16 protein-coding genes and 1 pseudogene are annotated in these 21,128 nt (G+C 45.4%); 7 read left to right on the top strand and 10 right to left on the bottom strand.

The genetic code is table 11. The features are described 5' to 3' along the window. The first annotated feature begins 803 nt into the window (after nucleotides 1-803). The 3 genes from ACR6JA_RS05880 (at nucleotide 804) to ACR6JA_RS05870 (ending at nucleotide 5,480) form a co-directional block, all read left to right on the top strand. The gene (locus ACR6JA_RS05880; protein WP_494493053.1) at nucleotides 804-1,718 is read left to right on the top strand and encodes an ABC transporter six-transmembrane domain-containing protein; all 915 of its coding nucleotides are present in this window, start codon (nucleotides 804-806) and stop codon (nucleotides 1,716-1,718) included. Between the two features lie 37 nt (nucleotides 1,719-1,755). Next, entirely contained in the window at nucleotides 1,756-4,872 is a 3,117-nt protein-coding gene (kexD, locus tag ACR6JA_RS05875) for a multidrug efflux RND transporter permease subunit KexD (protein ID WP_494493052.1), read from the top strand. Between the two features lie 71 nt (nucleotides 4,873-4,943). Continuing rightward, on the top strand, nucleotides 4,944-5,480 hold the full coding sequence (locus tag ACR6JA_RS05870; protein WP_494493051.1) for a GNAT family N-acetyltransferase: 537 nt from the start codon (nucleotides 4,944-4,946) through the stop codon (nucleotides 5,478-5,480). A gap of 232 nt (nucleotides 5,481-5,712) precedes the next feature. On the opposite strand, the gene ACR6JA_RS05865 is transcribed toward ACR6JA_RS05870, so the two are convergent. The 7 genes from ACR6JA_RS05865 to ACR6JA_RS05835 form a co-directional block, all read right to left on the bottom strand. Then, nucleotides 5,713-7,119 (bottom strand): tyrosine-type recombinase/integrase, encoded by a 1,407-nt coding sequence (locus tag ACR6JA_RS05865; protein ID WP_494493050.1) that lies wholly within the window; start codon nucleotides 7,117-7,119, stop codon nucleotides 5,713-5,715. Next, nucleotides 7,112-7,687, bottom strand: coding sequence for a hypothetical protein (locus ACR6JA_RS05860; RefSeq protein ID WP_494493049.1), 576 nt, complete (start codon nucleotides 7,685-7,687; stop codon nucleotides 7,112-7,114). The genes ACR6JA_RS05865 and ACR6JA_RS05860 overlap by 8 nt, the downstream gene beginning before the upstream one ends. Next, nucleotides 7,684-9,807, bottom strand: coding sequence for a site-specific integrase (locus ACR6JA_RS05855; RefSeq protein ID WP_494493048.1), 2,124 nt, complete (start codon nucleotides 9,805-9,807; stop codon nucleotides 7,684-7,686). Before ACR6JA_RS05855 ends, ACR6JA_RS05860 begins: the two co-directional genes overlap by 4 nt. Further along, the gene (locus tag ACR6JA_RS05850) at nucleotides 9,800-12,160 is read right to left on the bottom strand and encodes a hypothetical protein (protein WP_494493047.1); all 2,361 of its coding nucleotides are present in this window, start codon (nucleotides 12,158-12,160) and stop codon (nucleotides 9,800-9,802) included. Before ACR6JA_RS05850 ends, ACR6JA_RS05855 begins: the two co-directional genes overlap by 8 nt. A 188-nt stretch (nucleotides 12,161-12,348) precedes the next feature. Further along, nucleotides 12,349-12,555: an integrase core domain-containing protein gene (locus ACR6JA_RS05845; protein ID WP_494493046.1), complete on the bottom strand. Its 207-nt coding sequence runs from the start codon at nucleotides 12,553-12,555 to the stop codon at nucleotides 12,349-12,351. A gap of 153 nt (nucleotides 12,556-12,708) precedes the next feature. After that, nucleotides 12,709-14,949: a KAP family P-loop NTPase fold protein gene (locus ACR6JA_RS05840; protein WP_494493045.1), complete on the bottom strand. Its 2,241-nt coding sequence runs from the start codon at nucleotides 14,947-14,949 to the stop codon at nucleotides 12,709-12,711. A gap of 2 nt (nucleotides 14,950-14,951) precedes the next feature. After that, a complete protein-coding gene (locus ACR6JA_RS05835) occupies nucleotides 14,952-15,101 on the bottom strand; it encodes a hypothetical protein (RefSeq protein ID WP_494493044.1) in 150 nt (49 codons plus the stop codon). A 309-nt stretch (nucleotides 15,102-15,410) separates the two neighbouring features. Between ACR6JA_RS05835 and ACR6JA_RS05830 the strand changes: the two genes are divergently transcribed. Then, entirely contained in the window at nucleotides 15,411-15,650 is a 240-nt protein-coding gene (locus tag ACR6JA_RS05830; RefSeq protein WP_126355930.1) for a HigA family addiction module antitoxin, read from the top strand. A gap of 38 nt (nucleotides 15,651-15,688) precedes the next feature. Here ACR6JA_RS05830 and ACR6JA_RS05825 read toward each other — a convergent pair. Beyond that, nucleotides 15,689-16,165, bottom strand: a pseudogene (locus tag ACR6JA_RS05825) (transposase); the annotation flags it as partial. Between the two features lie 628 nt (nucleotides 16,166-16,793). Here ACR6JA_RS05825 and ACR6JA_RS05820 point away from each other — a divergent pair. After that, the gene (locus ACR6JA_RS05820) at nucleotides 16,794-17,399 is read left to right on the top strand and encodes a TetR/AcrR family transcriptional regulator (protein WP_494493043.1); all 606 of its coding nucleotides are present in this window, start codon (nucleotides 16,794-16,796) and stop codon (nucleotides 17,397-17,399) included. Nucleotides 17,400-17,459: 60 nt separating this feature from the next. On the opposite strand, the gene ACR6JA_RS05815 is transcribed toward ACR6JA_RS05820, so the two are convergent. Continuing rightward, entirely contained in the window at nucleotides 17,460-17,852 is a 393-nt protein-coding gene (locus ACR6JA_RS05815; protein ID WP_494493042.1) for a tautomerase family protein, read from the bottom strand. 558 nt (nucleotides 17,853-18,410) lie between these two features. On the opposite strand from ACR6JA_RS05815, the gene ACR6JA_RS05810 reads away from it, so the two are divergent. Continuing rightward, complete coding sequence (locus tag ACR6JA_RS05810) at nucleotides 18,411-19,133, top strand: DJ-1/PfpI/YhbO family deglycase/protease (protein ID WP_494493041.1); 723 nt, start codon at nucleotides 18,411-18,413, stop codon at nucleotides 19,131-19,133. A gap of 3 nt (nucleotides 19,134-19,136) precedes the next feature. Then, nucleotides 19,137-20,141 carry an acrylyl-CoA reductase (NADPH) gene (gene acuI / locus ACR6JA_RS05805; RefSeq protein WP_494493040.1) on the top strand — a complete coding sequence of 335 codons (1,005 nt, stop codon included), beginning with the start codon at nucleotides 19,137-19,139 and terminating at the stop codon, nucleotides 20,139-20,141. 129 nt (nucleotides 20,142-20,270) lie between these two features. On the opposite strand, the gene ACR6JA_RS05800 is transcribed toward acuI, so the two are convergent. Then, nucleotides 20,271-20,891 carry a histidine phosphatase family protein gene (locus ACR6JA_RS05800; RefSeq protein WP_494493039.1) on the bottom strand — a complete coding sequence of 207 codons (621 nt, stop codon included), beginning with the start codon at nucleotides 20,889-20,891 and terminating at the stop codon, nucleotides 20,271-20,273. Between the last annotated feature and the right edge of the window lie 237 nt (nucleotides 20,892-21,128).

The following is a 21,128-nucleotide window of genomic DNA, read 5'->3' as shown; positions in this document are numbered from 1 at the left end:
CACTTAATTAACAACGTCATTTTTAGGTCAATTTGTTTCGACAGGAATTTTTTAATAAAGTTCATATAATATTTAGAAGATATTTACACAGTCAGCTCTCCATACTAGCTACACATTTCAGAAATAATCAATCAACATAGCTCAGTAAAAATCGTCACCCAAGAAAAGCTTAGGGCTGTAATTTATGTTGCTGAGTAAGGAATGTAACAATGATAACTAAAGCTATTTTTCGAAGCGAGAATTTTATTGCCTCGATTATATTTTCTATTATTTCATGGGGGTTGTTACACTCTTGGTTTTATCTTACGCATGCGATCAATGAAAAAGTAGACTCAACATTGCCGTTCTCCGCATTGTTCCGCGTATTGATATTTATTTCAGCATTTTCATTCATTATCCAGAAAAATCCCGGGGTGTTAAAATACCTCATTGTCATAACAACCGGATTAATCCTGACATTCGCACACATCATCATCTTATTACATCTAATTTTTAAAACCATGCCGGATATTTATGATATTGTTTTTTATTTCGAGTGTTTTTTAGTAATCTTTTTTTGCGGATTTCCTGTGTTCTTAGGATTTAGATTGATTTGACTCTAGCTATTGTCAGCGCGATGGGCGACTTTTGATGTAACTACACATATCCTCCATAATCTGTCCATTCGCTATTGATATCAAAACGTTATACTTAACATATATCTTTTATTATCGAATATATTATGCCACTTCATTTACACCTAAACTGGATAATTAAGCCATTGCTAAATGGTTTTATTCTACGATGCGTAATTAAAATTCATCATGATTTATAAAGACAAAAACAACAGATCCACGGCCCCCGGGGTTGCTATCTCGCTTAAGAGACTCGCCTACCGGCACAGAAAGAAATTGTGCATTACTTTCATGCTCGTTATTGCTGAAAACGTTGCATTCCTGCTTTATCCCGTCCTCGCGGGCATGGCGATTAATGCCATCCTAGCAGGACAGACATCACGTGCGGCCTTTTATGGCCTGATGGTTCTGTTAATGTGGTGCATGGGCGCAGCTAGGCGTAGTGTAGATACACGAACGTTTGCACGTATCTACGCAGGCCTTGCTGTGACTGTAGTATTATCCCAGCGAAAATATTTACTTAATCACTCGACTATTGCTGCGAGAGTAACACTATCACGAGAATTTGTGGATTTCTTCGAATTGCACCTGCCTGTATTGATCACCTCGATAATTTCCCTTTTTGGTGCAGCAATAATGCTGTTATGGATTGAATTCTGGACAGGAATAACCTGTTTGATCATTGTGGCAATACTGATGTGTTTTGTCTCCGGCTATGCCCATAAAAACGAGACGTTATATCAGCGTATTAATAATCGACTCGAAAAAGAGGTTGATTATGTTAATAAGGCATCACTTGGGGCTCTAAAAAGACACTATGATATGCTTGCCCGTCTGCGTGTAATATTATCTGACAGAGAAGCATGGGGATATTTATCCATAGGAATTCTGGTTTCTGCCCTCTTTTCCATGACTATTATCATGATGAGTCTGGAGTCTGGAATTAATGCCGGACATATTTATTCCGTCATGACATATATGTGGATGTTTTCAACTAGCCTGGATGACGCCCCTCATCTCCTTGAAAAATTTTCTCAGCTCAGGGATATCGGTAAACGGGTCTCAACAGACGATGCCCCCTCTTTATCAAGTAAGACATGTTGATTTTTAACCATACCTACGTTGACTGGAAGTACATCTGATGCCGCATTTTTTTATTGAGCGCCCCATTTTTGCATGGGTTATCGCCCTGTTTATTGTTCTGACAGGAGTATTGTCTATTCCTCGTTTGCCGGTTGCACAATATCCTGCTGTTGCGCCACCAGGTATTATTATTTCCGTGAGTTACCCTGGCGCTAGTCCAGATGTTATGAACACATCCGTTGTGTCTCTGATCGAGCGTGAAATTGCGAGTGTTGACAATTTACTTTATTTTGAATCTTCCAGCGACACGACGGGGATGGCGTCAATTACCGTAACCTTCAAACCCGGAACCGACATCAAACTCGCCCAGATGGATCTGCAAAACCAAATTAAGATTGTGGAGTCTCGCCTGCCTCAGTCGGTAAGACAAAATGGGATAAATGTTGAGGCAGCTAATTCCGGGTTTTTAATGATGGTGGGATTAAAATCTCAAAAAGGAGACTATCAGGAAGCTGACTTAAGCGATTATTTTGCCAGGAATATTACTGATGAACTCCGGCGCGTACCGGGTGTAGGTAAAGTCCAGCTTTTTGGAGGAGAAAAGGCGCTCCGCATATGGCTTGACCCGATGAAATTACATAGCTATGGGCTCTCTGTTACGGATGTATTAAGTGCCATCAGTCAACAGAACGTGATTGTTTCACCGGGCAGAACCGGAGATGAACCCGCGACGAACGGTCAAGGGGTGACCTATCCAATAACGGTAAAAGGACAACTATCTTCTGTTGAAGAATTTCGCAATATCACGATTAAATCACAGGTCTCCGCCGCCCGGGTGACGCTGGCAGACGTTGCCCGCGTAGAGTCCGGATTACAAAGTTACGCATTTGGGATCCGTGAAAATGGCGTGCCAGCAACGGCAGCCGCCATTCAACTGTCTCCTGGTGCAAATGCGATTAGCACCGCATCGGGTATCCGTGCGCGGTTAACAGAACTGTCCGGTGTACTTCCTGATGGAATGACATTCACCGTGCCTTTCGATACGGCTCCATTCGTTAAGCTATCGATACTGAAGGTGGTTGAAACATTTGTTGAAGCCATGGTTCTGGTCTTTTTCGTTATGCTGCTTTTCCTTCACAAGATACGTTGCACACTTATTCCTGCGATTGTAGCACCTGTGGCGCTGCTCGGTACTTTTACCGTAATGCTATTAAGCGGTTATTCCATCAATATTTTAACCATGTTTGGAATGGTGCTGGCCATCGGGATTATTGTTGACGATGCGATTGTTGTGGTAGAGAACGTCGAACGACTGATGGAAGACCAAAAAATGTCTCCGAAGGAAGCGACGCGAGTAGCGATGCGTGAAATTACTCCGGCCATCATTGGCATTACGCTGGTACTCACTGCGGTATTTATACCTATGGCTTTTGCCAGCGGATCCGTGGGTATTATTTATCGACAGTTCAGCATTTCGATGGCGATATCCATTTTACTGTCGGCATTCCTAGCGCTGACGTTAACCCCTGCGCTTTGTGCAACGCTGCTCAAGCCTCATGATAGTCGTCAGGGTAAAAAAAGTGCATTTTCAGCATGGTTTAACGCTCACTTCCATCGTCTGACTTCGTTTTACGCCACTGGTCTGGGTTTTGTTCTGAAGCGTACCGGTCGTATGATGATGATCTACTCTGCATTATGTTTGGCATTGTTTGCCGGTCTGTCTTCCTTACCTTCATCGTTTTTACCCGATGAAGACCAGGGCTATTTTATGTCCTCAATCCAGCTTCCCTCTGATGCCACAATGCAGCGGACGCTTAAGGTCGTCGATACATTTGAGGAGGAGATCGCCCACAGGAAGGCGGTAGAAAGTAACATCATGATCCTGGGATTCGGTTTTTCTGGCTCAGGTCAGAACTCGGCCATGGCATTCACCACCCTCAAGGACTGGAAGAAACGCAAAGGAACCACGGCGCAGGAGGAAGCCGACAATATTCAGTCCCGAATGGCAAACGTGCCGGACGCCGTGACGATGAGTCTGCTGCCTCCGGCCATTTCTGATATGGGAACCTCATCAGGGTTCACTTACTATTTACAGGACAGAGGCGGGAAAGGCTATCAGGCACTCAAGAAGGCGGCCGATGAGCTTATCGTGCGGGCAAATCATAATTCTCAACTTGCCGATGTCTATATTGATGGACTTGGTGAGGGGACAAGGCTTGCCCTGCATATCGACAGAGAAAAAGCAGAGGCCATGGGTGTGTCGTTTGATGAGATAAATCAAACCATTTCCGTTGCAGCAGGTTCCAATTATGTTAATGACTATACCAATAATGGTCGTGTTCAGCAGGTTATCGTCCAGGCAGATGCGCAATACCGGATGCAACCAGAACAACTTTTGGCTTTGTCTGTCAAAAACCGTCTGGGGCAAATGCTTCCGTTATCCACTTTTGTGACGCTTTCGTGGAGTGTTGCACCACAGCAACTGATACGCTATCAGGGATATCCTGCCATACGCATAACCGGAGGTGCCGCACAGGGAAAATCATCGGGAACCGCAATGGCGGCAATGGACAAGCTGGCTAAACACTTACCACCGGGGTTCGCCGGTGAGTGGGCGGGAAGTTCGTTACAAGAAAAGGAATCCGCATCACAGCTTCCCGGTCTTATTGTGCTCTCGGTACTGGTTGTATTCATGGTCCTAGCTGCACTTTACGAGAGTTGGTCTGTTCCTTTCGCAGTCATGCTTGTTGTTCCTTTGGGACTACTCGGTGCTGTGCTGGCTGTATCCGTTGCGAATATGATGAATGACGTCTTTTTCAAAGTGGGCCTGATCACCCTGATTGGTCTTTCCGCCAAAAATGCGATTCTGATTATCGAGTTTGCGAGACAATTGATGAAAGAAGGAATGAGCCTTATTGATGCGACATTGGCCGCTGCAAAGCAACGCCTACGACCAATACTGATGACTTCTCTGGCTTTCACATTAGGCGTTGTTCCACTGATGCTCGCCAGTGGAGCCAGCGACAGCACGCAGCACGCTATTGGCACCGGTGTATTCGGGGGGATGATTAGCGGAACTCTACTGGCTATTTTTTTTGTACCGGTATTTTTTGTGGTAATTACCCGATTTACTAGTACGCGAAAAAACAGGCCGGGAAATAGTCGGAACGGCTAATATCTGCCACATGTTCCAGCCAGTAAAAAGCATGCTTATTACCTGGCTGGTATTTCATCGTCGAGGACATTATGAACATGATTATCACCCAAAGATTAACTATTCGTCCTTTTAAGGAAAAGGATTCGGCCTCGCTTTTCGACTATCTCTCTTCCCCACGTACTCCTTGCTTTAAGGATGAAAAGTTACATTCATTAGCTGAGGCGAAGGTCGAGGTGACTAAACGAGCCGCTGACCCAACACAGTTTGCCGTCTGTCTAAAAGAAACCGATACGTTAATCGGAAATCTTTTTGCGGACAATAACAACGAACCGGACAACAATACCTGGTCTGTTGGCTGGCATTTTAATCAACGCTATGAAGGTCAGGGATATGCGACAGAATCAGTCATTGCATTGTTTGATTACTTATTTAATACAAGAGGTGCAAGGCGTTTGTATGCCTGGGTTGAGGATTATAATCGGGCCTCTCAAAAGCTCTGTGAGCGTCTGCGTATGCGACGTGAAGGCTGCTTTAAAGAGTTTATTTCATTTGTAAATGAAAATGGCCAAGAAAGGTATGATGACACCTACATCTATGCATTATTGAAAAAAGAATGGACAAAGTAGAGGGCGAAGAAAAATATCTTCTTTTCTCTCAAAGTTACCTATCAAAGCGATCAAGCTTAACCAAAACTTTGACCCTGACCCAAAATCCTGCTCCATTCAGAAATAGAATTCTTGATTATGAATGGAGCATATTCGGGGTCATAGTCACAATGAAGACATTGGCCACTTGACTGTACTTACGGTTACCTGCTTGAAACTAACAGTCGAATTGAGTCCCCAAACAAGTAGCTCATCATCGTTCGATAATAGTTGAGAAGCTACTCAATTCTTCTAAAGCCGTATTAACGTAATCACTTAATAGAAAAGCAAGTTCAGAGGGACTTCTGCCTTGACTGAGTTCAAATACAACGTCCTTGATATTGGACTGTAAAGATTCAACAACTAGCCTTGCTTTAATTAAATCCAAAGTGGCCCCAAAATTTGTCACTTCCTCGAATGCCAAATGTATATAGGGCTCAAGGCTGCTGATTGATGTATGCCCAGTGAACTCCTGGACTTTCCTTTTAAGCATCTCACCATCCAATAATGCACGACGGAACTCGTCCCGATTCTCATATTCATGCTGTTCAATCAATGCTACAAAAAGCTTGGTGATGAATCTGTGGCGGAACATATGTGCACATGCTTGCTCTTCAATTTTTGCTGTTTTAGCAAGCAACAGTAATTCATTCGTCAGAGTCTCAGGTGTGAGTCTTAGCCCAGTTGTTTCAGAGATCAGTAAATAGCCTAAATCCTCTTTGGAGCCCACTGTTTTCTTAATGATCCTGTTCCTGAATTTTTCGATGAAGTTTACGACTAGTTCAAGATCTATTTTAGAAATAGGTAAGTATCTGTACTCCTCCCTCCCTCCTGACCGTTTGGCTGTGAAGACCTTCAGGAGCGGCTCTTGCTTCATCAACTTTGCATTATAAATATCTTCGACTCTGATGTTTGCGATTTCAATTCGCCTTGCCCCTGTAATTTCCAAAAGCTTGACCAGGATGAAGCGTCTTCTCCGCTGATAAGTCGTCCTGCTCACATGTGGGATGGCCTCAATGAGCTTTGCGATATTCCTTGAGCTGATAGGTAAACGCCGTGTTTGAGGCTCGGGATGAGGAAAAGAATGGTGATACCAATAGGTACGGGTAACCTGCTTTCCTTGGTTGACTAGCTTGACTTCTTTGATCTCAGCTCTGATCGTGCCCGTAGCCCCGATGAAGAATGGTTCAAGATAGAGTTCTCCAACGTAATCCAAAAAGCCAAGGCAGATCCTGCCAATGTTTGCTACGTGAGCTCCCTGCCGTTTTCGCTGCCCCGGTTTTCTTGGGTCCATTTCCCCCTGAAGTGTTCTGATGAACAATGAGAAAAGAGAGTCAGTAAGCTCAATAAAGCTATGGTTATTATTAAAGCAAAAGCGAATAAGAGGTGATAGAAGTTTGGCATATTGTGTGAGCGTGCCACCGTCTTCCTTACGGGACAGTCCGCGTTCAAAACAATACAGCAGATATAGATTACCTTCTGTACAAGCTCTACCATCAGGCCAAAAGAGGAGAGGAATGTTATCCGCTTTAACACTCAAGACATGACTGTTACGATCAACCCCGAAAGGTAACCGTAACACGTTGCTTGTTAGATGATACAGTTTCTCATTGTTATTCAAGGGATTGAGCCTCATGCGAGGATGTCAAAGACTGTTTGCTTATAGAGAGCATTGAAAGTAGCTCTCTGCGGCGTTTTTTGAAAAGGCTCAGCTCTGTCGGGTCATGGCATTTTTCGGCAAATTGCTCAGCGAGAATGATCGACTCCCTGAGAATATTCGTTACCAATGCAATTTCATCCCGGAGTTGGGTGATTGTCTTATCTTGAGACTTAACCTTAGCTTTAAGAGCCTGCTTAGTCACTGAGGAAGGCTTTGCTATCTTGGCTGTACGGGAATCGTGAATGGCTTTAGAGGCCAAATGTCTCAGGTTATCAAATACAGAAAACCCTCCAGGAAGAAGGTCATTCGCCCTGTTTTTAAGCGTATTAAGCGACATAGGATAAATTAACGATTCGCTTATCGATAGCTTTGCAAGGCCACCTTGGCTCTTCAATGCGATTAAAATATCTGTGCTTTCATGATACATACTAGGTGTCTGAATAATCGACTCAAGGTATTTAATACGAGCAAGCACAGAGCGGTTGTTAATATCCAGCGGAGAGTTCGTTTGAGGTGATTTTTTCTTCATGATTTATCGCCCATTATTTTAAAGAGAATTTCATAACGATTTCCATCAGGAGTATCGTAGAAGATTGGCTCGATATTTAATATTCCCTCAATGATTAGGTCTTCAATATAATCAGCAACTTCATCTGATTGCATGATTGAAAAAGATGAAATCCCATAGCGCTCTTCTAAAAGCGCCCCGAGACTCTTTGAATTACTCTGCCCTGAGACCAATGCTTCAGATGCATATTCGGCACTGACTCTCCGCAATACTTCGCCTGGTACAGTCTCAGTGATGTAGTGATAAACGTGTTCAAGGTTTGTATGGCCTAAAAACCACCGCAGAGTATCCAGACCGCCAAAACCACCGTTCCAAAAAAAAGTCATAGCGAAGAAACGTCTCATCTGGTGAGTGCGAATGTAATAGCGCCGTCCATCAGAGCTTAGTTGTGTTTCAAAATAATCAGAGAAGCGATTCAGTACTTTTGTCGCATCTACCAAACTCATCTCGGCCAGACCAACCTCGCGACACCGAGGTTTACTGAAAAGCCGATCTGAAACTCTAGCAGAACTAAGCAATGATAAATTTAGATGCAGATCTTTTAAACTCTGGATACAAAGAGCTGCGATATTAGGAATGGGGCGAAGGACTTGTTCTCGAAACTTGCCGAAATTTCGTTTTCGTAAGGCGAACTGCAAGTAATAACCATGATTTTTTTTAACCAAGCAGGTACTTGCCATAAGATCTCTTATCTCTCCTGAACGCCGGGCACTAAGAGCAGCAAGTATTATCCAGATAGCTCCATATAGCACCTCGATTAACTGAAGCAACCCTTCATTCGTCCTAAAGCGTTTAAAGAAAATAACACTTCCTCCACCCCGCTCCCTGCCACGAAAATCTGCGGAGAGATCCCAGACCTTTACTCCAATATCTCTCAGCTTTTGGGGGATGAGCCGTTCTATATCAGTCGAACTTAAATCCGTGAGCGCACACTCGCGTGAATCAGCCTCTTGTGCCAATACAACATAGCCGTCGATGAGTAATTGGCCCACATCAAAATAGAACTCAACTGCATTCCTAAATGATGACAATATGACTTCCAGAGGCAAAGATCGATAGCGTCCTTTAGTTTTCATCTCCAACTGCCGAATAAAAGATTTGTTATTCAGAGCTGAAAGCGAATGATGACTAATATGGTCCAGCCCATTAAGCTTGAGAAACTCCATTCGCTTCAACCCTTGCAGGTAAGTATCAATCCCATTTTCAGAAGGCAGTGGATCGTCAATAAGAACCATAGACGAAACCATGGGGTATTCCCGAAAAGTTTTCTCAGATGGGCTGAAGTGCAGTTCGTCCAAGGACAGACCTCTAAATTTAGGTGTTACTAAAGTTCGCTCATGGTAAATCTCAGAATAAATGCTATTCGGAGAAACCTGGTGCATAAAAAATGAATGCCCATCACTACCCGCTTTAATCTGTACGCGCTTATAGTTTCCATTAATCCACAGGAAAATCCGTGCTGTAATAATCTCCGATTTACACAAACCAAGACTGTACTCATCTGAATTATCCAAAAAAGCGATACCAGGGACCTTAGATATAACGCTCTTTATCTGCTGTTCTGTGACTTGATGGATCTTGAGACGAAGGAAATCCCGAAGCTCTTCACGAGCTGCATAAATGTTATTCTTCAGATATTGGCTACTAGCCAACACTGCCATGAACTCAGTTATGTTATGAGACGTTATTAATTTGAATCCATGAGATGCTAATTGAAAGCGCTCGGCTCGCAGTAGGAAGTAGTCGATAATACCGATAGTTGTATAAACTCTGCGCTCTATTGTGCTTGGGGAAAGCTGGATACCTCTAGCCGTCAGCGAATGGGAGGAAAGGCATAAGTAAGATTTTATGGACTCTAGGAGACCCCGATGTTTTGGATGTGTGAGTAATAAACCATCATCCAGCCTAACTCTGAAATCAATAACAGTATCTCTCTTGCCATTTCGGCCAATGTGGGTGACCCATATTGGTTCATCAAATTTTGAATTGAACCATTCAGCACTGCGGAACAAATCAAAGCAGGAATCAAAAGGGGCCATAATAAAGTCTAGTTCATGAGGAAATTGGTTATTATCAGACATAGACCAGACTCTCAAATTGTTGAGGGTTTGCTCCCCTTCTGGCCTTAACCAGACAGCTACGGAGGTATGGATCGGGGAAATTATGAGATTCAATATGAGACTCAACTCTTATAATGAACTCACTCCAATATATGGCTGCCCCCGAAGCACATGGGCCAGCATTTTCAACTGCCAGCCTGAGAGAGATAAGTATTCTAAGAATCTCTTCATCAAGAGAGATTATAATCTCTGAGCCGGATGCACCTAATTCTGGTTCAGCGGAATGATTAAGTGGTTCTGTTACCTCAGGGAGCGCCCGAAGAGCATATTTTTCAAGGAACTTATTAAGTTCAGTCATGCTGTCGAAATCAGTCGCTTTGAGCAAAAAATGGGAATCCTTCATAGCATAGACAATCACAGCATTTTGGAATATTCGAACCCAACGTTCTTGGAAAAATTGCATGATAGTGGGCGGCAGGTAATGATTCATAGCCACGCGTTTCGAATTACCAAGTGATTCGGCCATTTTGTCGATACTGAGTGTGTTGAGGTAAACGATAACTCCTGCCGTTGCACGTATCCTAGCGAGTGACAATGTGCTGATTAATTCCCCTAACTTAGCAGAGTGAGCTTGAACAAATTCTTTTTGCCTCAGAATCTTGGCGAAACTAATTTGGTTTGTAAAAACATAGGGCTCCTGAAAACCTTGACCACCTGCGACAATAAATAGCCGCCGCCACCCATCATCGTTTTTCTTTTTAAGGTAGTTTCTGAGAGGGGTTGTAATTTGGATAAGCAGCTCAACGACAGCGATTGCTTCCGAGCTTAATACAACCTCCTGCTGACTTCCTTTGCGATTTTTCTTTACTACAAGCACAGACCCTGAGTCGGTCGAGACAAAACCACTTCGTTTGCCATTTCGGTCGAAAAGCTCACATCCAAGCAGAGATGCGTCGGTCAGAATGGGATGCTGCGCTACGAGCCAAATAGCGATAGGAGCAATCATATATTTAGTTGGTAATACCAGCCTCTCGGCTAACGCCATTGTTGAGAAACTGCTTCCCGTAGCACCCACCAAACGGGCACGCATAGAGTGATCAATAACTATAAATCCTCTATGGCTCTCAACTATTGTTTTGATAAGGCAGTTCATCACCATGTGAGGCTGGCCGAATGATTTAGAGGATATTCGCACCTTTTGCTTTATCAATTCTCCTTTTTCGCAGGCTGATAAAACCGTGCCTAACCGATAATTAATGAGATCGATTTGATTCCGAGCCCATAGAACAACTTTGTTAAAATCACCTTTAATTTTCTTGAAAAGAAGTTCAGTCGCCTCTTTGTCACTGGCTGACAGCGGAATCTGAGTCAGAAGTTTCTGGGATACAAGCGCGTTACCATCGGCATACCTATGATGGCCGATTTCGTAAAGAGGCCGGGTGAGTTTTTTGCTTCCCTCAGGCCATACATCTCCTGGCGGTGGTTGCATGAGTCTGCTGTTGATAAGAACATTTTTCGCCCAAGAAATGATTCTTATCCATTGACGCTGAAGATTTGCAAGGACTCGCCCTTTTGGCTGATTTTGGTTCCTTTTGGCGTAACTTTCAAAATGCCAGCGCTGGAAGTTCCAGAAAAACTGATAAACAAATATTGGCTCTTGAAATAGTTCTGGGCATAGTGGAGGTCTGTCCTTCGAATCTTTGTCGTACAGATACAGAAAATCATCTAGTCGAGAGACTATATTTGCGTAATTGCCATAATGACTTTGAGTTAAAGCGTGTCTCCGGCTTTCTTGATAGAGGGCTGTGGTAAAATCATGTCCCAAAACGTCGAATATCGCTCTCATCTTTAATCGATATGAACCTGAATTTCGATCGACAACATGCCATCCTGCTAGCCTTGATACGCGCCGAGGATCAATATACATCTCCTCAAATTGTATAATACATTGTTTTGTTTGATCATCTGTAAGGTCTGAATATACAAAAACATTGACAGGAAAAGATTCGGACAGCTTATTGAGCAACTTAAAAAAACACTGAGCAATCTTCTTTCTGCTGGAGTACTTAATCTCAGCAGATAAAAAGCTGTTTGAGTAAAGAGCTCCATAGAAAAGACGCTGAATATCCCGGAAGATGCAATTTTGAAGATCTAGAACTGTTGCTATGGGAGAATGATGGGTTAGCCACAAAAAGCATTCAAAGTAAAACAAAGCGCGATTTGCACTTCGGCGTTGGGATAGAGGGAGATGGGGAAGCTGAGCTTGAATCATCCCCAAAGCGCTACCCGATAGCTTGTTGAATTTAAAATCTTTTTCGATGTGGCCTTTAGCTATTATACCTTGAGGATAATTGTTTGAAGACACCTGACTCATCAAGATACCTCATTCTGCTTGATTTGATAGAGGGAATAACGTCAAGCACATATATGGCTACGAATTAAGTAATCACTTATGATTATTGCCACAGTTACAAAAGCAGTCGCATAGGAAACTATTGTCTTTGGTTCCATCACCAAAATCACTGATAGCCCTTATTGACACTGACATAGAAAATGCTCCTGTCATAACCAAGGATAACCGGCCTCATATTGGCTACATATTTTGGTAACCGGCAGAATTTCAGCAAATTCGTACGACGTCATCCATCCCCGCGTAGAATGAGGGCGTCTCTCGTTATAGTGTATGCGTCCAGCCTCGATTTTGCACGGTGTATCCACCGAGAACATGAACCAGTTTTCGTTCAGGCACTCCTGCCGCAATGTAAGCACGCTCGCTTATGTCGTTGGATTCTCATAAAAATATAATTTACTAGTGTCGTAAGTGCTATTAAGGATATCCGGTGATCCTATGGAAAAGGCCCCGCCGGGGCCTTAGTTCGAAGTGTTGAAATAAACAAGCTCTCAGACGTGTCATCAATCCGGCTAAAAATGGTTTCTCCTGACAGACTGCTCGACCTGATCAACGAGCTCCGCGAAATGACCAGACTCTCTGATCCGGGTGATACGTTCAGTGATCACTTCACTATCCCCAAGAAATTCTGTCAGGTCTGCTAGGTTCAGCGCACGATAGCGCCCATCCACCGAACTGGTGCCAAGATACCGGAGCTGTAGTAGTAGCCGCAGAAAAGCGCCATCATCTAGGGTCTGGCGCTTTATCCATTTCTGTAAGACTTCACTTCCGCTGATATCCCGCCATGCCCAGATGTAGGCGTTCAGCAAAGCAAAACCTCCCAGCTTGTCGGTGACCTCTGGACTGTTCAGCCGGTCTGCAAGGGCCTTTCGAATTGCGTCTACATTATCGCGTTCCATCCATGCTTCCTGCTGATTGAAGGTACTATTTCCCACAATCCCGTGCTGCCAGAGCAGATGACGAACATATTCTGCGATCCAGTACCAAGCTTGGCCGTTGTTAACCTTTTCTGTCAGAAAGACAATCATATCTTCAGGGGACTCCTGTAGCATCCGTTGGATGAGCCGATCAGCTACGCTGTAGGTATCTAGGTCATGCAGCGCAAACCATTCGTTGTCAGCCCGGTAGCGTTCCAGCATGTTATCGCCGTAGTCAAAGAAGAATGCCAGAAGACCACGACACTCTGCCGGAGTTCGGGTATCAATCAGGGGGGATGTCAGTTGGGCCAGAATGTGTTCAAACCACGTCTGAGAGGATAACTGTTTACTCTGGATATACCCGAGCAGGCGTTCCGCGAGTTCCTGCTGCTTTTCAGGCTGGGCGGCGCTCCCGAAGAGTTCCCCGAAAACCTCCGGTGACAGAACATTTTGGGGGGCGGAGAAGGCAAAGTAGTAGCGCCAGTATGCCTGGCTACCCAGCCGCTTACCCGCAGTCATCATGGCACTTTGCTGTGCACCTGTCACTCCGAACAAACTGAAGGGAAGGTTTGCCAGCCCGCCTGAGATCCCCGGCACCCAGCGGCCCAAGACATAAACAGAATGCGCTTCTGCAGGAAAATACTGCTTCAAGTTAGCCTTAAGGCTGTCGGCCAGGACTTTTTGTTCATCTTCACTGACATGGCCATCTCCGGCTTCCACCACGGCCCGTTCAGACAGGTATTCCTCCACCCAGTCATAGAGGCCTGAATTCGTCGTGCGGAGCAGCTGCAGGAAGCACAAATCCGGGAAATACACATAGTCCCGCATGCTTGCATAACGAAACCTTAGGGCATTGAGGACTAGCTGCACTTCCCGGGGCGTTTTCAGCGCTGCACCATAAACATCAGCAACTTTTGCCAAGTCATCCATCACGTCAGTCCCTGGCCGCTGGTCATTCACCGCAAGGTATAACTCAGCTGCCGCATCACGAAATTCCCGACGCAACACAAAGGATTCTGGGCGTGGGAGGCCGAATGAGATCTGTACAATTTTCTGTAAATACAGGCCGCCGTCTGCGACCCCCAGCCCCTGGCTGATAGCCTGTGACAACACTGATTTGTCATAACAGAGCAAGTACCGGAAGCGGGGAAAATCAGCTACCGATTTCACCAACCGGATCACCTCCACGGCCTGAGCTGGTTCGAGGCGGTCAAGATCATCCAGCAGAACAATGAAGCTCAGATCCAGCTCTGTGATTTTCTGTGCAATCTCGGCGCGCATTTCTGCCGCGGTTTTTTCTTTTTCTTTCAGCCAGCGCGACTCTGACAGGGCTTTCAGGGCGCCACTAGTGTCGGGAACACCGGGAATAACACTGGCAATCTGAGCGAGAGGCAACAGGTTCCTGGCGGTTGCCCGGGTGTAGTCCATTACCGTCCGGGCGGTACGGGTCAGCGCTTCATTCTGTTTGAGTTCCACCAGTTCCTCATCTGTAAGCCGACGTTCTTCTTCCGCGGCAATAAGGCCCGCGACCGGCAGCAGTAAAGATGCAACCAGAGGGGTATCACTGCCGTCGAGCCAGGGGGAAATATTCAGCACATAAGTTCGGTCTTCCTGCTGTTCCTCCAGCGCAATGCGCAGCAGATTGAGCAGACTAGTCTTCCCTGTTCCCCAGGCTCCTTCGATACCGATCACTGCACTACCTTCCCGGCCTATCCCCTGAATGGCGAGTGCTAGCTGGGTGGCAATGTGTGTGAAACCATATCGGTCTTCGTCCTTATGGCAGACGGCGCGATCTGGATGTTGCCGCTTCTGTTTTTCTTCCGGTGAGAGCATCATGATCACAGAGCTCCGTATCCGTATAGGCCACGCAGGCTGTTCAGAGCGTCGAGCTCAACCAGCGCGTTCACGTAGGTGATTTCGTGGCGGGTGCGGATTTTCAGCGCCTTAATGAGTTTTTTGTAAATGCACAGAGTCAATTGGCTCAGCATGGTCTCTCCTTCAGAAAATATTCACTCTGTGAAGAAATGAATATTGAGTGTATGTGTCTGAGATGAAGTTAATCAGAAATATTTAATTCAGTTAAATAAATGATATGGTGCCATTGTCAATGATGTGAGATAACGACACTCTTCTTTGTTACACTAACTTCCAATTTCTATGACTTTCGGATCCTCTTATCAATTCCACACATCGCCGCGACGCGTAGACACGAAAAGATAGCGGTAAGGACAAATTAGCGTATAATAGCCGAGTTATGATAGGTGGCAAACGCACTTTCAATCCCGGAGGCTATCATTATGGGAATATTTAATCCGCCTCACCCTGGCGGTCTAATTACTGAATATATTGAAGATAATAATATATGTTTGCTCTGTCTAGCTAGAGAACTGGATCTATCGATAAATGTACTCAATAAAGTAGTCTCAGGTAAGATTTCCATTAATTCTGAAATAGCTTTTCGCCTAGAAGTGGGGCTGGGAATCGCAGCACCTTTGTGGTTATCAATGCAGGCCGCCCACGATAGTTGGCAGCAATAATGAAAATTGTCGCTTGAGAGAATAAAGTTTATCGATCAGTTATCGTTAAGTGCTTCAAACAGTGCCGAGTTGCACACAGGCAGACGTTGCTTTCCCTTACGGCGATAATTTAGTTTTAACAGGCAGTAAACTCACTTATGAGTCCATGTATGACACTGTCTGCATAGCACCTGAATTAGTTTATTAAGCCCATAACAAGGATGGCGCTCAACTACGATGGGAACGCCGGTTCATCACGTCCGTTATCTGGACGATAAAAATATACTAGCCCGCTCAGCGACAACGCCCTACATACCTAGCTTACACTCATCGAGCATATCTCTTTCAGATAATTGACGAGTTCACACTTTATCGCTGGTTTTAAAAATTTTTTCGATAACATCTTTTAACGCGCAACTTTCCAGACGACGATTCTCATCCGCAAGGTTTTTTTTAATATCAGTCGCTTCCATCCTGCCATAATTTTCTTTCCAGCTATAATAGCTGGCTTCAGATATGGTGGCCTCACAACACACACCTGACGGTACGTCCAACTTAAACGGAGTTGAGGGCTGCTATTATTTAGTGTTAAGTCATTCGGGTCTTACGCATGGTGCTCTCCTCCTGGGACATAATCAGTATGTTGCAAAATCTCTAAAAGTAAGTGATCCGGTTTATCGGCATGCTTACAGACATGCCTTAATGTTTATGGCTTCATTTAGCTTGGTTTCAAGCTTTGATAATTGTCAACATAAAAACCCATTTAACTCATTCTAATAAATAAAATATCATAATGATTTATTGAGATTTTTTTAATACTTAGATGCATATTGACAATAATAATCAGATGGGAAAACGGCCGGTGACGGAAACCCGCACTGCACCAGGTCGCCAAAGAGGGGCAAGGAAGAATCAGGGCAATATGCCGCAGGTTTGAGAAGCTTCATGATACCGCCAATAAGATCACTGTTTATATATACAGTATTATGGATTTTGGGTAGAGCGCAAGCCGCTTTGGCGGCGGAAGTTCAAACGCATTGAAGTTCGGAGGTTTTTAGTCTGCGGGATAGGCCGATGCTTTATTAACGCGCGGGTAAATACTCAGGACATCGCTGTTAAAGTTATATATGATAGACATACTTTATTTTTTAGAGTATGCACATCATGCCAAGAGTGTCGCAAGCCCAGGCCCGGCTAAACAAAATAAAAATCACCCAAACCGCCACAAAACTGTTTCGTGAGCGCGGTATTCACAGCGTGACTCTTGCTGAAGTGATGAAGGCGTCGGGGTTAACGCACGGTGGATTCTATGGTCATTTCTCCTCGAAGGAAGCTCTCGCCGAAGAGGCTTGCGCTGAGGCATTTGAACAATCCAAAGCCATATGGCGTCAGACTGCTACCGCTTATCCGGACAAGCATGATGCCCGTAATGCCATCGTCAATCACTACCTGGCGCCCTGCAAACTAGAAAAGAATAACGATACCTGTCCGGTGATCGCTTTTTCTGGCGAGATGGCACGTGAGGATGTGGAATCAGCCATTCACCAAACATATTTGCAAGGGATGAATGCGTTGATAGAAACTTACATGTCGACGATCGAGCATGACAGCTCGGCAGAAAGCAAGGCAGAGCAGAGGCAAAAAGCGCTGGTAGAATATGCTCTTATGGTGGGGGCCATGACGCTGGCTCGCGCGGCGGGTAAGACCCCGCTTTCAGAAGAAATATTACATACAGTCCGAACCTTTCTCGGGAGCGATACGTCGGCTTAATGGCCGAAAATGCGCAGAATGAGGCTGAGAATGATCCCGGCCTCATTCAAATTGTTGCGGTCAGTCTTTGGGGGCGTACTGCATTTCACCGTTGCCAAACGACCAGTCTTCTCGATTAACTTCGACGAGGCTGATCCATATATCTTCTTTACGCAACCCAGTTTTCGCGTGGATGTTTTCTGCAATAGCTTTGTAGAAGGCTTTTTTCACCTCAATGGTTCGCCCCGTATTCCAGGTTACCTGAATGAAGACGATTTTAGGGGTATAATCGATCCCCAGATACCCTGCGGCAGGATAAACAAGTTCATCTTTTGCATGACGGCTGATTATCTGAAACTTATCGTGCTCGGGTACGCTAGCGGTGCTTACCATCGCATGGTAAACCACGTCCCCGAGCGTCGCAGCCGTTTCTGGACTGATATCAGCGGCTAAATCAATTCTGACTAATGGCATACTACTCTCCTTAACATGTTCCCTGACGAGGCAGTTCCAAAGTCAGGTTGATCAACTCTTTTGTCTTTTAAACTCATGATATTTCTCACTGAAATGCGGTTAAGGATCCGGGGCTGGCAACCTGATTGATGAACTGCCTGGCCACTTGCATTCAAAATACATGATGACCAACATAAATCAATAGATGTTTGTTGTAATCTATTTTTTTGCTTTTTTAGTGTAAAGAGGCTGAAACTGCTTCAGAGATGGGGCTGGCAGGATAGCGACTTTCCCCCTGCGGAACTGAATGCGTTTCATCTCCCTTTAGACCGGTGCATACCGCGTTTTTTCAAACACACCCTAACCATAAAATAAAAAAAGCAAACAAAAACAATTTGTTGAATGGACAACGCTTATCACCATTAAAAAATAGATTGTGCTCATAATCTATTTTTGATTACGCTTAGAACAGGCGAAGGTTGAACCTGACGATCGTTCTGTCAATTCGTAAGATTGTTGTTTCGGGTCGAATTAACAGATAACAGCCATACAAAATATTCTCTTGAGGAGCTAACATTCATGACATTACATTCAGAACTTGGCGGACTTCTGGCTGCAGAAGCCTCTCCGGCATACCCCCGGATTTCAAATGCGCAGCTACTCAACGCCCCGGAAAATCAGGCAATAAAAGATATCTGGATTAAGCCGTATGTTTCATCCCGGTTTGCAGGAAAATCAGCGGCTGTAGTGGCTACAGATGGCGTTGAAGAAATTGAAATAACAACGATTGTGCATGCTCTTCGCTCGCAGGGGGTTAATGTAGACATTGTTTCCCCCCGAAAACCCCAGCCACCGGAATGGTATGGCTTACAAATGCCCGTCATACGGGAGACGCATATCCTGACGATTCGATTTATCGAACCCGGAGGCTGGCTTAAAATCGACAAATATTTGGATGAGGTCAAAGCCGCCGATTACGATGCTGTCATTGTTCCTGGTGGAACGTGGAATCCTGATATTCTTCGGGCAGATCAGGATGCGCTTAATCTTATTAAGGCGTTTGCCCGGACGGATAAAATAGTCGCGGCGATTTGCCATGGACCGTGGGTCTTATCTGATGCCGGCGTAATGCGTGGAAAAAACGGCACATCATGGTGGTCAATGAGAGCAGACCTGGAAAACGCAGGCGTTACTTTTATAGATGAGCCTGTTGTGGTGGATGGCAATCTAATTACCTCTCGCTCCCCGATGGATCTGGCACATTTTATCAACGCGGTTGAAAATAAGTTAGGCGCAAGGTAGAGCATGTTCAAAGCCGTTGTTATTTCAAATACTGAAAATAAATATCTGACGGAATATCAAGAGATAAGTGAAAGTGACCTTCCAGCAGGTGATATCACGATCGATGTGGAATATTCCTCAATAAATTATAAAGATGCTCTTGCTATTACCGGGCGCTCACCTGTCGTAAGAAATTTTCCCATGGTTCCCGGTATAGATTTAGTGGGAACCGTATCTGGCTGCACGAATAACGCCTTTAAAAAAGGAGATGCTGTGTTGCTGACGGGCTGGGGAGTGGGCGAGCGACATTGGGGAGGGCTTGCTCAGAAAGCCCGGGTTAACAGTGAATGGCTTATGCCGTTACCCGAGGGCAGTACCTCCCATCAGGTTATGTCTATTGGAACGGCCGGCTTTACCGCAATGCTGTGTGTTGATGCCCTGATAAAGCACGGTATTAGCCCGGCTGATGGTCCGGTACTGGTCACTGGGGCAAGCGGTGGCGTGGGTAGTTACGCAATCATTATCCTAAAATCACTCGGGTATGACATTATTGCGTCAACTGGCCAGGCAGAGAAAAACGTCAGTTTCTTAACCAAACTCGGGGCTGATGAAATTATTACCCGCGTACAGCTAGCCACGCCAGGCAAACCGTTGCAGAAAGAGCGCTGGGCGGCGGCTATTGACACAGTGGGCAGCCATACGCTGGTTAATGTCTGCGCGGGGACTAAATATGGCGGAGCTGTCGCAGCTTGCGGGATGGCTCAGGGGCTGGATATGATCGGGAGCGTAGCTCCTTTTATCCTGCGTGGTATTACATTACATGGCATTGATAGCGTAATGGCAGGCCGTTCGCAGCGAAGTGATATCTGGAGGAAAGTCTGCCGATACCTCACGGCAGACAAACTTGCCGGGTTAACAACCACCCTGCCACTGTCCACCGCCATTGAGGCCGCCCATCTACTGCTGGAGGGAAATGCCAAAGGGAGAATGGTGATTGATTGCCGCCAGGTTATCGACCTAAATACTTAAGTTAGGCAAGATCGGAAGTCGGCTGAGAGTAAGCTAATGCCGTTACTCTCAGCTCTGAGTATCGTACCCGATTGATATAAAACGACGGGGAAAGTCCTGAACGCGCCAGATCCAGCCTATCCGGAACACCTAACGCTCAACCTTAAGCAGATGAGTAGCGATCCCCCACCGCCGCGTGACACATTTCCCCTGTGTGACTTCCAGAACAGAGTAACTCGCGTTGGGGTGAGCATACCGTGCGAAATTCTCAATTTTCCCTTCACAAAGTAGAGCCAGTACCCCCTGGCAGACATGGCCATGCGATACCAGACACACTGTATTCTGTGCGGCAAGAGTTTGCAGCCCCTGCAAAAAATGAATAATCCTTAATGACGCATTTAGCAGTGACTCCCCTCCCGGAGGGCAGAACCCGGGATCTTCGGCGAATAATGCCTGCGCCACAGCAGGACTGTCAGTTTTTAAGTCCCGTATGGACACGCCTTCATAGCGACCGAAGGCCTGCTCTTTGAGGGCTTCTTCGGTAACCACGGTAGTCTGAAAATGTTTCGCCAGTCTCCGGGCCATATCTCTGGCCCGGCTCAGAGGCGACGTGTAAACACATTCTACTGCCCAGTCAGTCGCGGTGAATGCCGTAAGCAAGGCCGACGTTTCCCGTAAACCACGGGCTGTCAGTGGGCTATCCATATGGCCCTGGAGAATACCCATTTGATTCCATTCGGTTTCTGCATGACGAATCAGGATGACTCGCATAATGAGTTATATACTCCCCTGCAACGGTTTGATTTGGTGTGACAGATGAACGCTCAGTGCCTGACGAGAGAGCTTTTCAGGCAAGTTTTTCCTGCGGGAGGATAACATTCAATTATTATCCTGAGGCCAGGTATGGAAAGAAATTTTCAGCGAAAATATCGCCAGGGTTAATGTCTCCTGGCACGTCCACTTCAGGAGCGCAGGGCTTGCCGCCCCATCAGACCGAACTCTTTCCAT

The sequence above is a fragment of the Cedecea sp. B1(4) genome (genome assembly GCF_059414925.1).
This window is presented reverse-complemented; position numbering and strand designations above follow the sequence as displayed.

What these genes read in the sequence shown, in the direction of transcription:
- ACR6JA_RS05880 (WP_494493053.1), top strand. Translation starts at nt 804, where the DNA reads ATGATTTATAAAGACAAAAACAACAGATCCACGGCCCCCGGGGTTGCT.
- kexD (WP_494493052.1), top strand. Translation starts at nt 1,756, where the DNA reads ATGCCGCATTTTTTTATTGAGCGCCCCATTTTTGCATGGGTTATCGCC.
- ACR6JA_RS05870 (WP_494493051.1), top strand. Translation starts at nt 4,944, where the DNA reads ATGAACATGATTATCACCCAAAGATTAACTATTCGTCCTTTTAAGGAA.
- ACR6JA_RS05860 (WP_494493049.1), bottom strand. Translation starts at nt 7,687, where the DNA reads ATGAAGAAAAAATCACCTCAAACGAACTCTCCGCTGGATATTAACAAC.
- ACR6JA_RS05855 (WP_494493048.1), bottom strand. Translation starts at nt 9,807, where the DNA reads ATGTCTGATAATAACCAATTTCCTCATGAACTAGACTTTATTATGGCC.
- ACR6JA_RS05850 (WP_494493047.1), bottom strand. Translation starts at nt 12,160, where the DNA reads ATGAGTCAGGTGTCTTCAAACAATTATCCTCAAGGTATAATAGCTAAA.
- ACR6JA_RS05840 (WP_494493045.1), bottom strand. Translation starts at nt 14,949, where the DNA reads ATGATGCTCTCACCGGAAGAAAAACAGAAGCGGCAACATCCAGATCGC.
- ACR6JA_RS05835 (WP_494493044.1), bottom strand. Translation starts at nt 15,101, where the DNA reads ATGCTGAGCCAATTGACTCTGTGCATTTACAAAAAACTCATTAAGGCG.
- ACR6JA_RS05830 (WP_126355930.1), top strand. Translation starts at nt 15,411, where the DNA reads ATGGGAATATTTAATCCGCCTCACCCTGGCGGTCTAATTACTGAATAT.
- ACR6JA_RS05820 (WP_494493043.1), top strand. Translation starts at nt 16,794, where the DNA reads ATGCCAAGAGTGTCGCAAGCCCAGGCCCGGCTAAACAAAATAAAAATC.
- ACR6JA_RS05815 (WP_494493042.1), bottom strand. Translation starts at nt 17,852, where the DNA reads ATGCCATTAGTCAGAATTGATTTAGCCGCTGATATCAGTCCAGAAACG.
- ACR6JA_RS05810 (WP_494493041.1), top strand. Translation starts at nt 18,411, where the DNA reads ATGACATTACATTCAGAACTTGGCGGACTTCTGGCTGCAGAAGCCTCT.
- acuI (WP_494493040.1), top strand. Translation starts at nt 19,137, where the DNA reads ATGTTCAAAGCCGTTGTTATTTCAAATACTGAAAATAAATATCTGACG.
- ACR6JA_RS05800 (WP_494493039.1), bottom strand. Translation starts at nt 20,891, where the DNA reads ATGCGAGTCATCCTGATTCGTCATGCAGAAACCGAATGGAATCAAATG.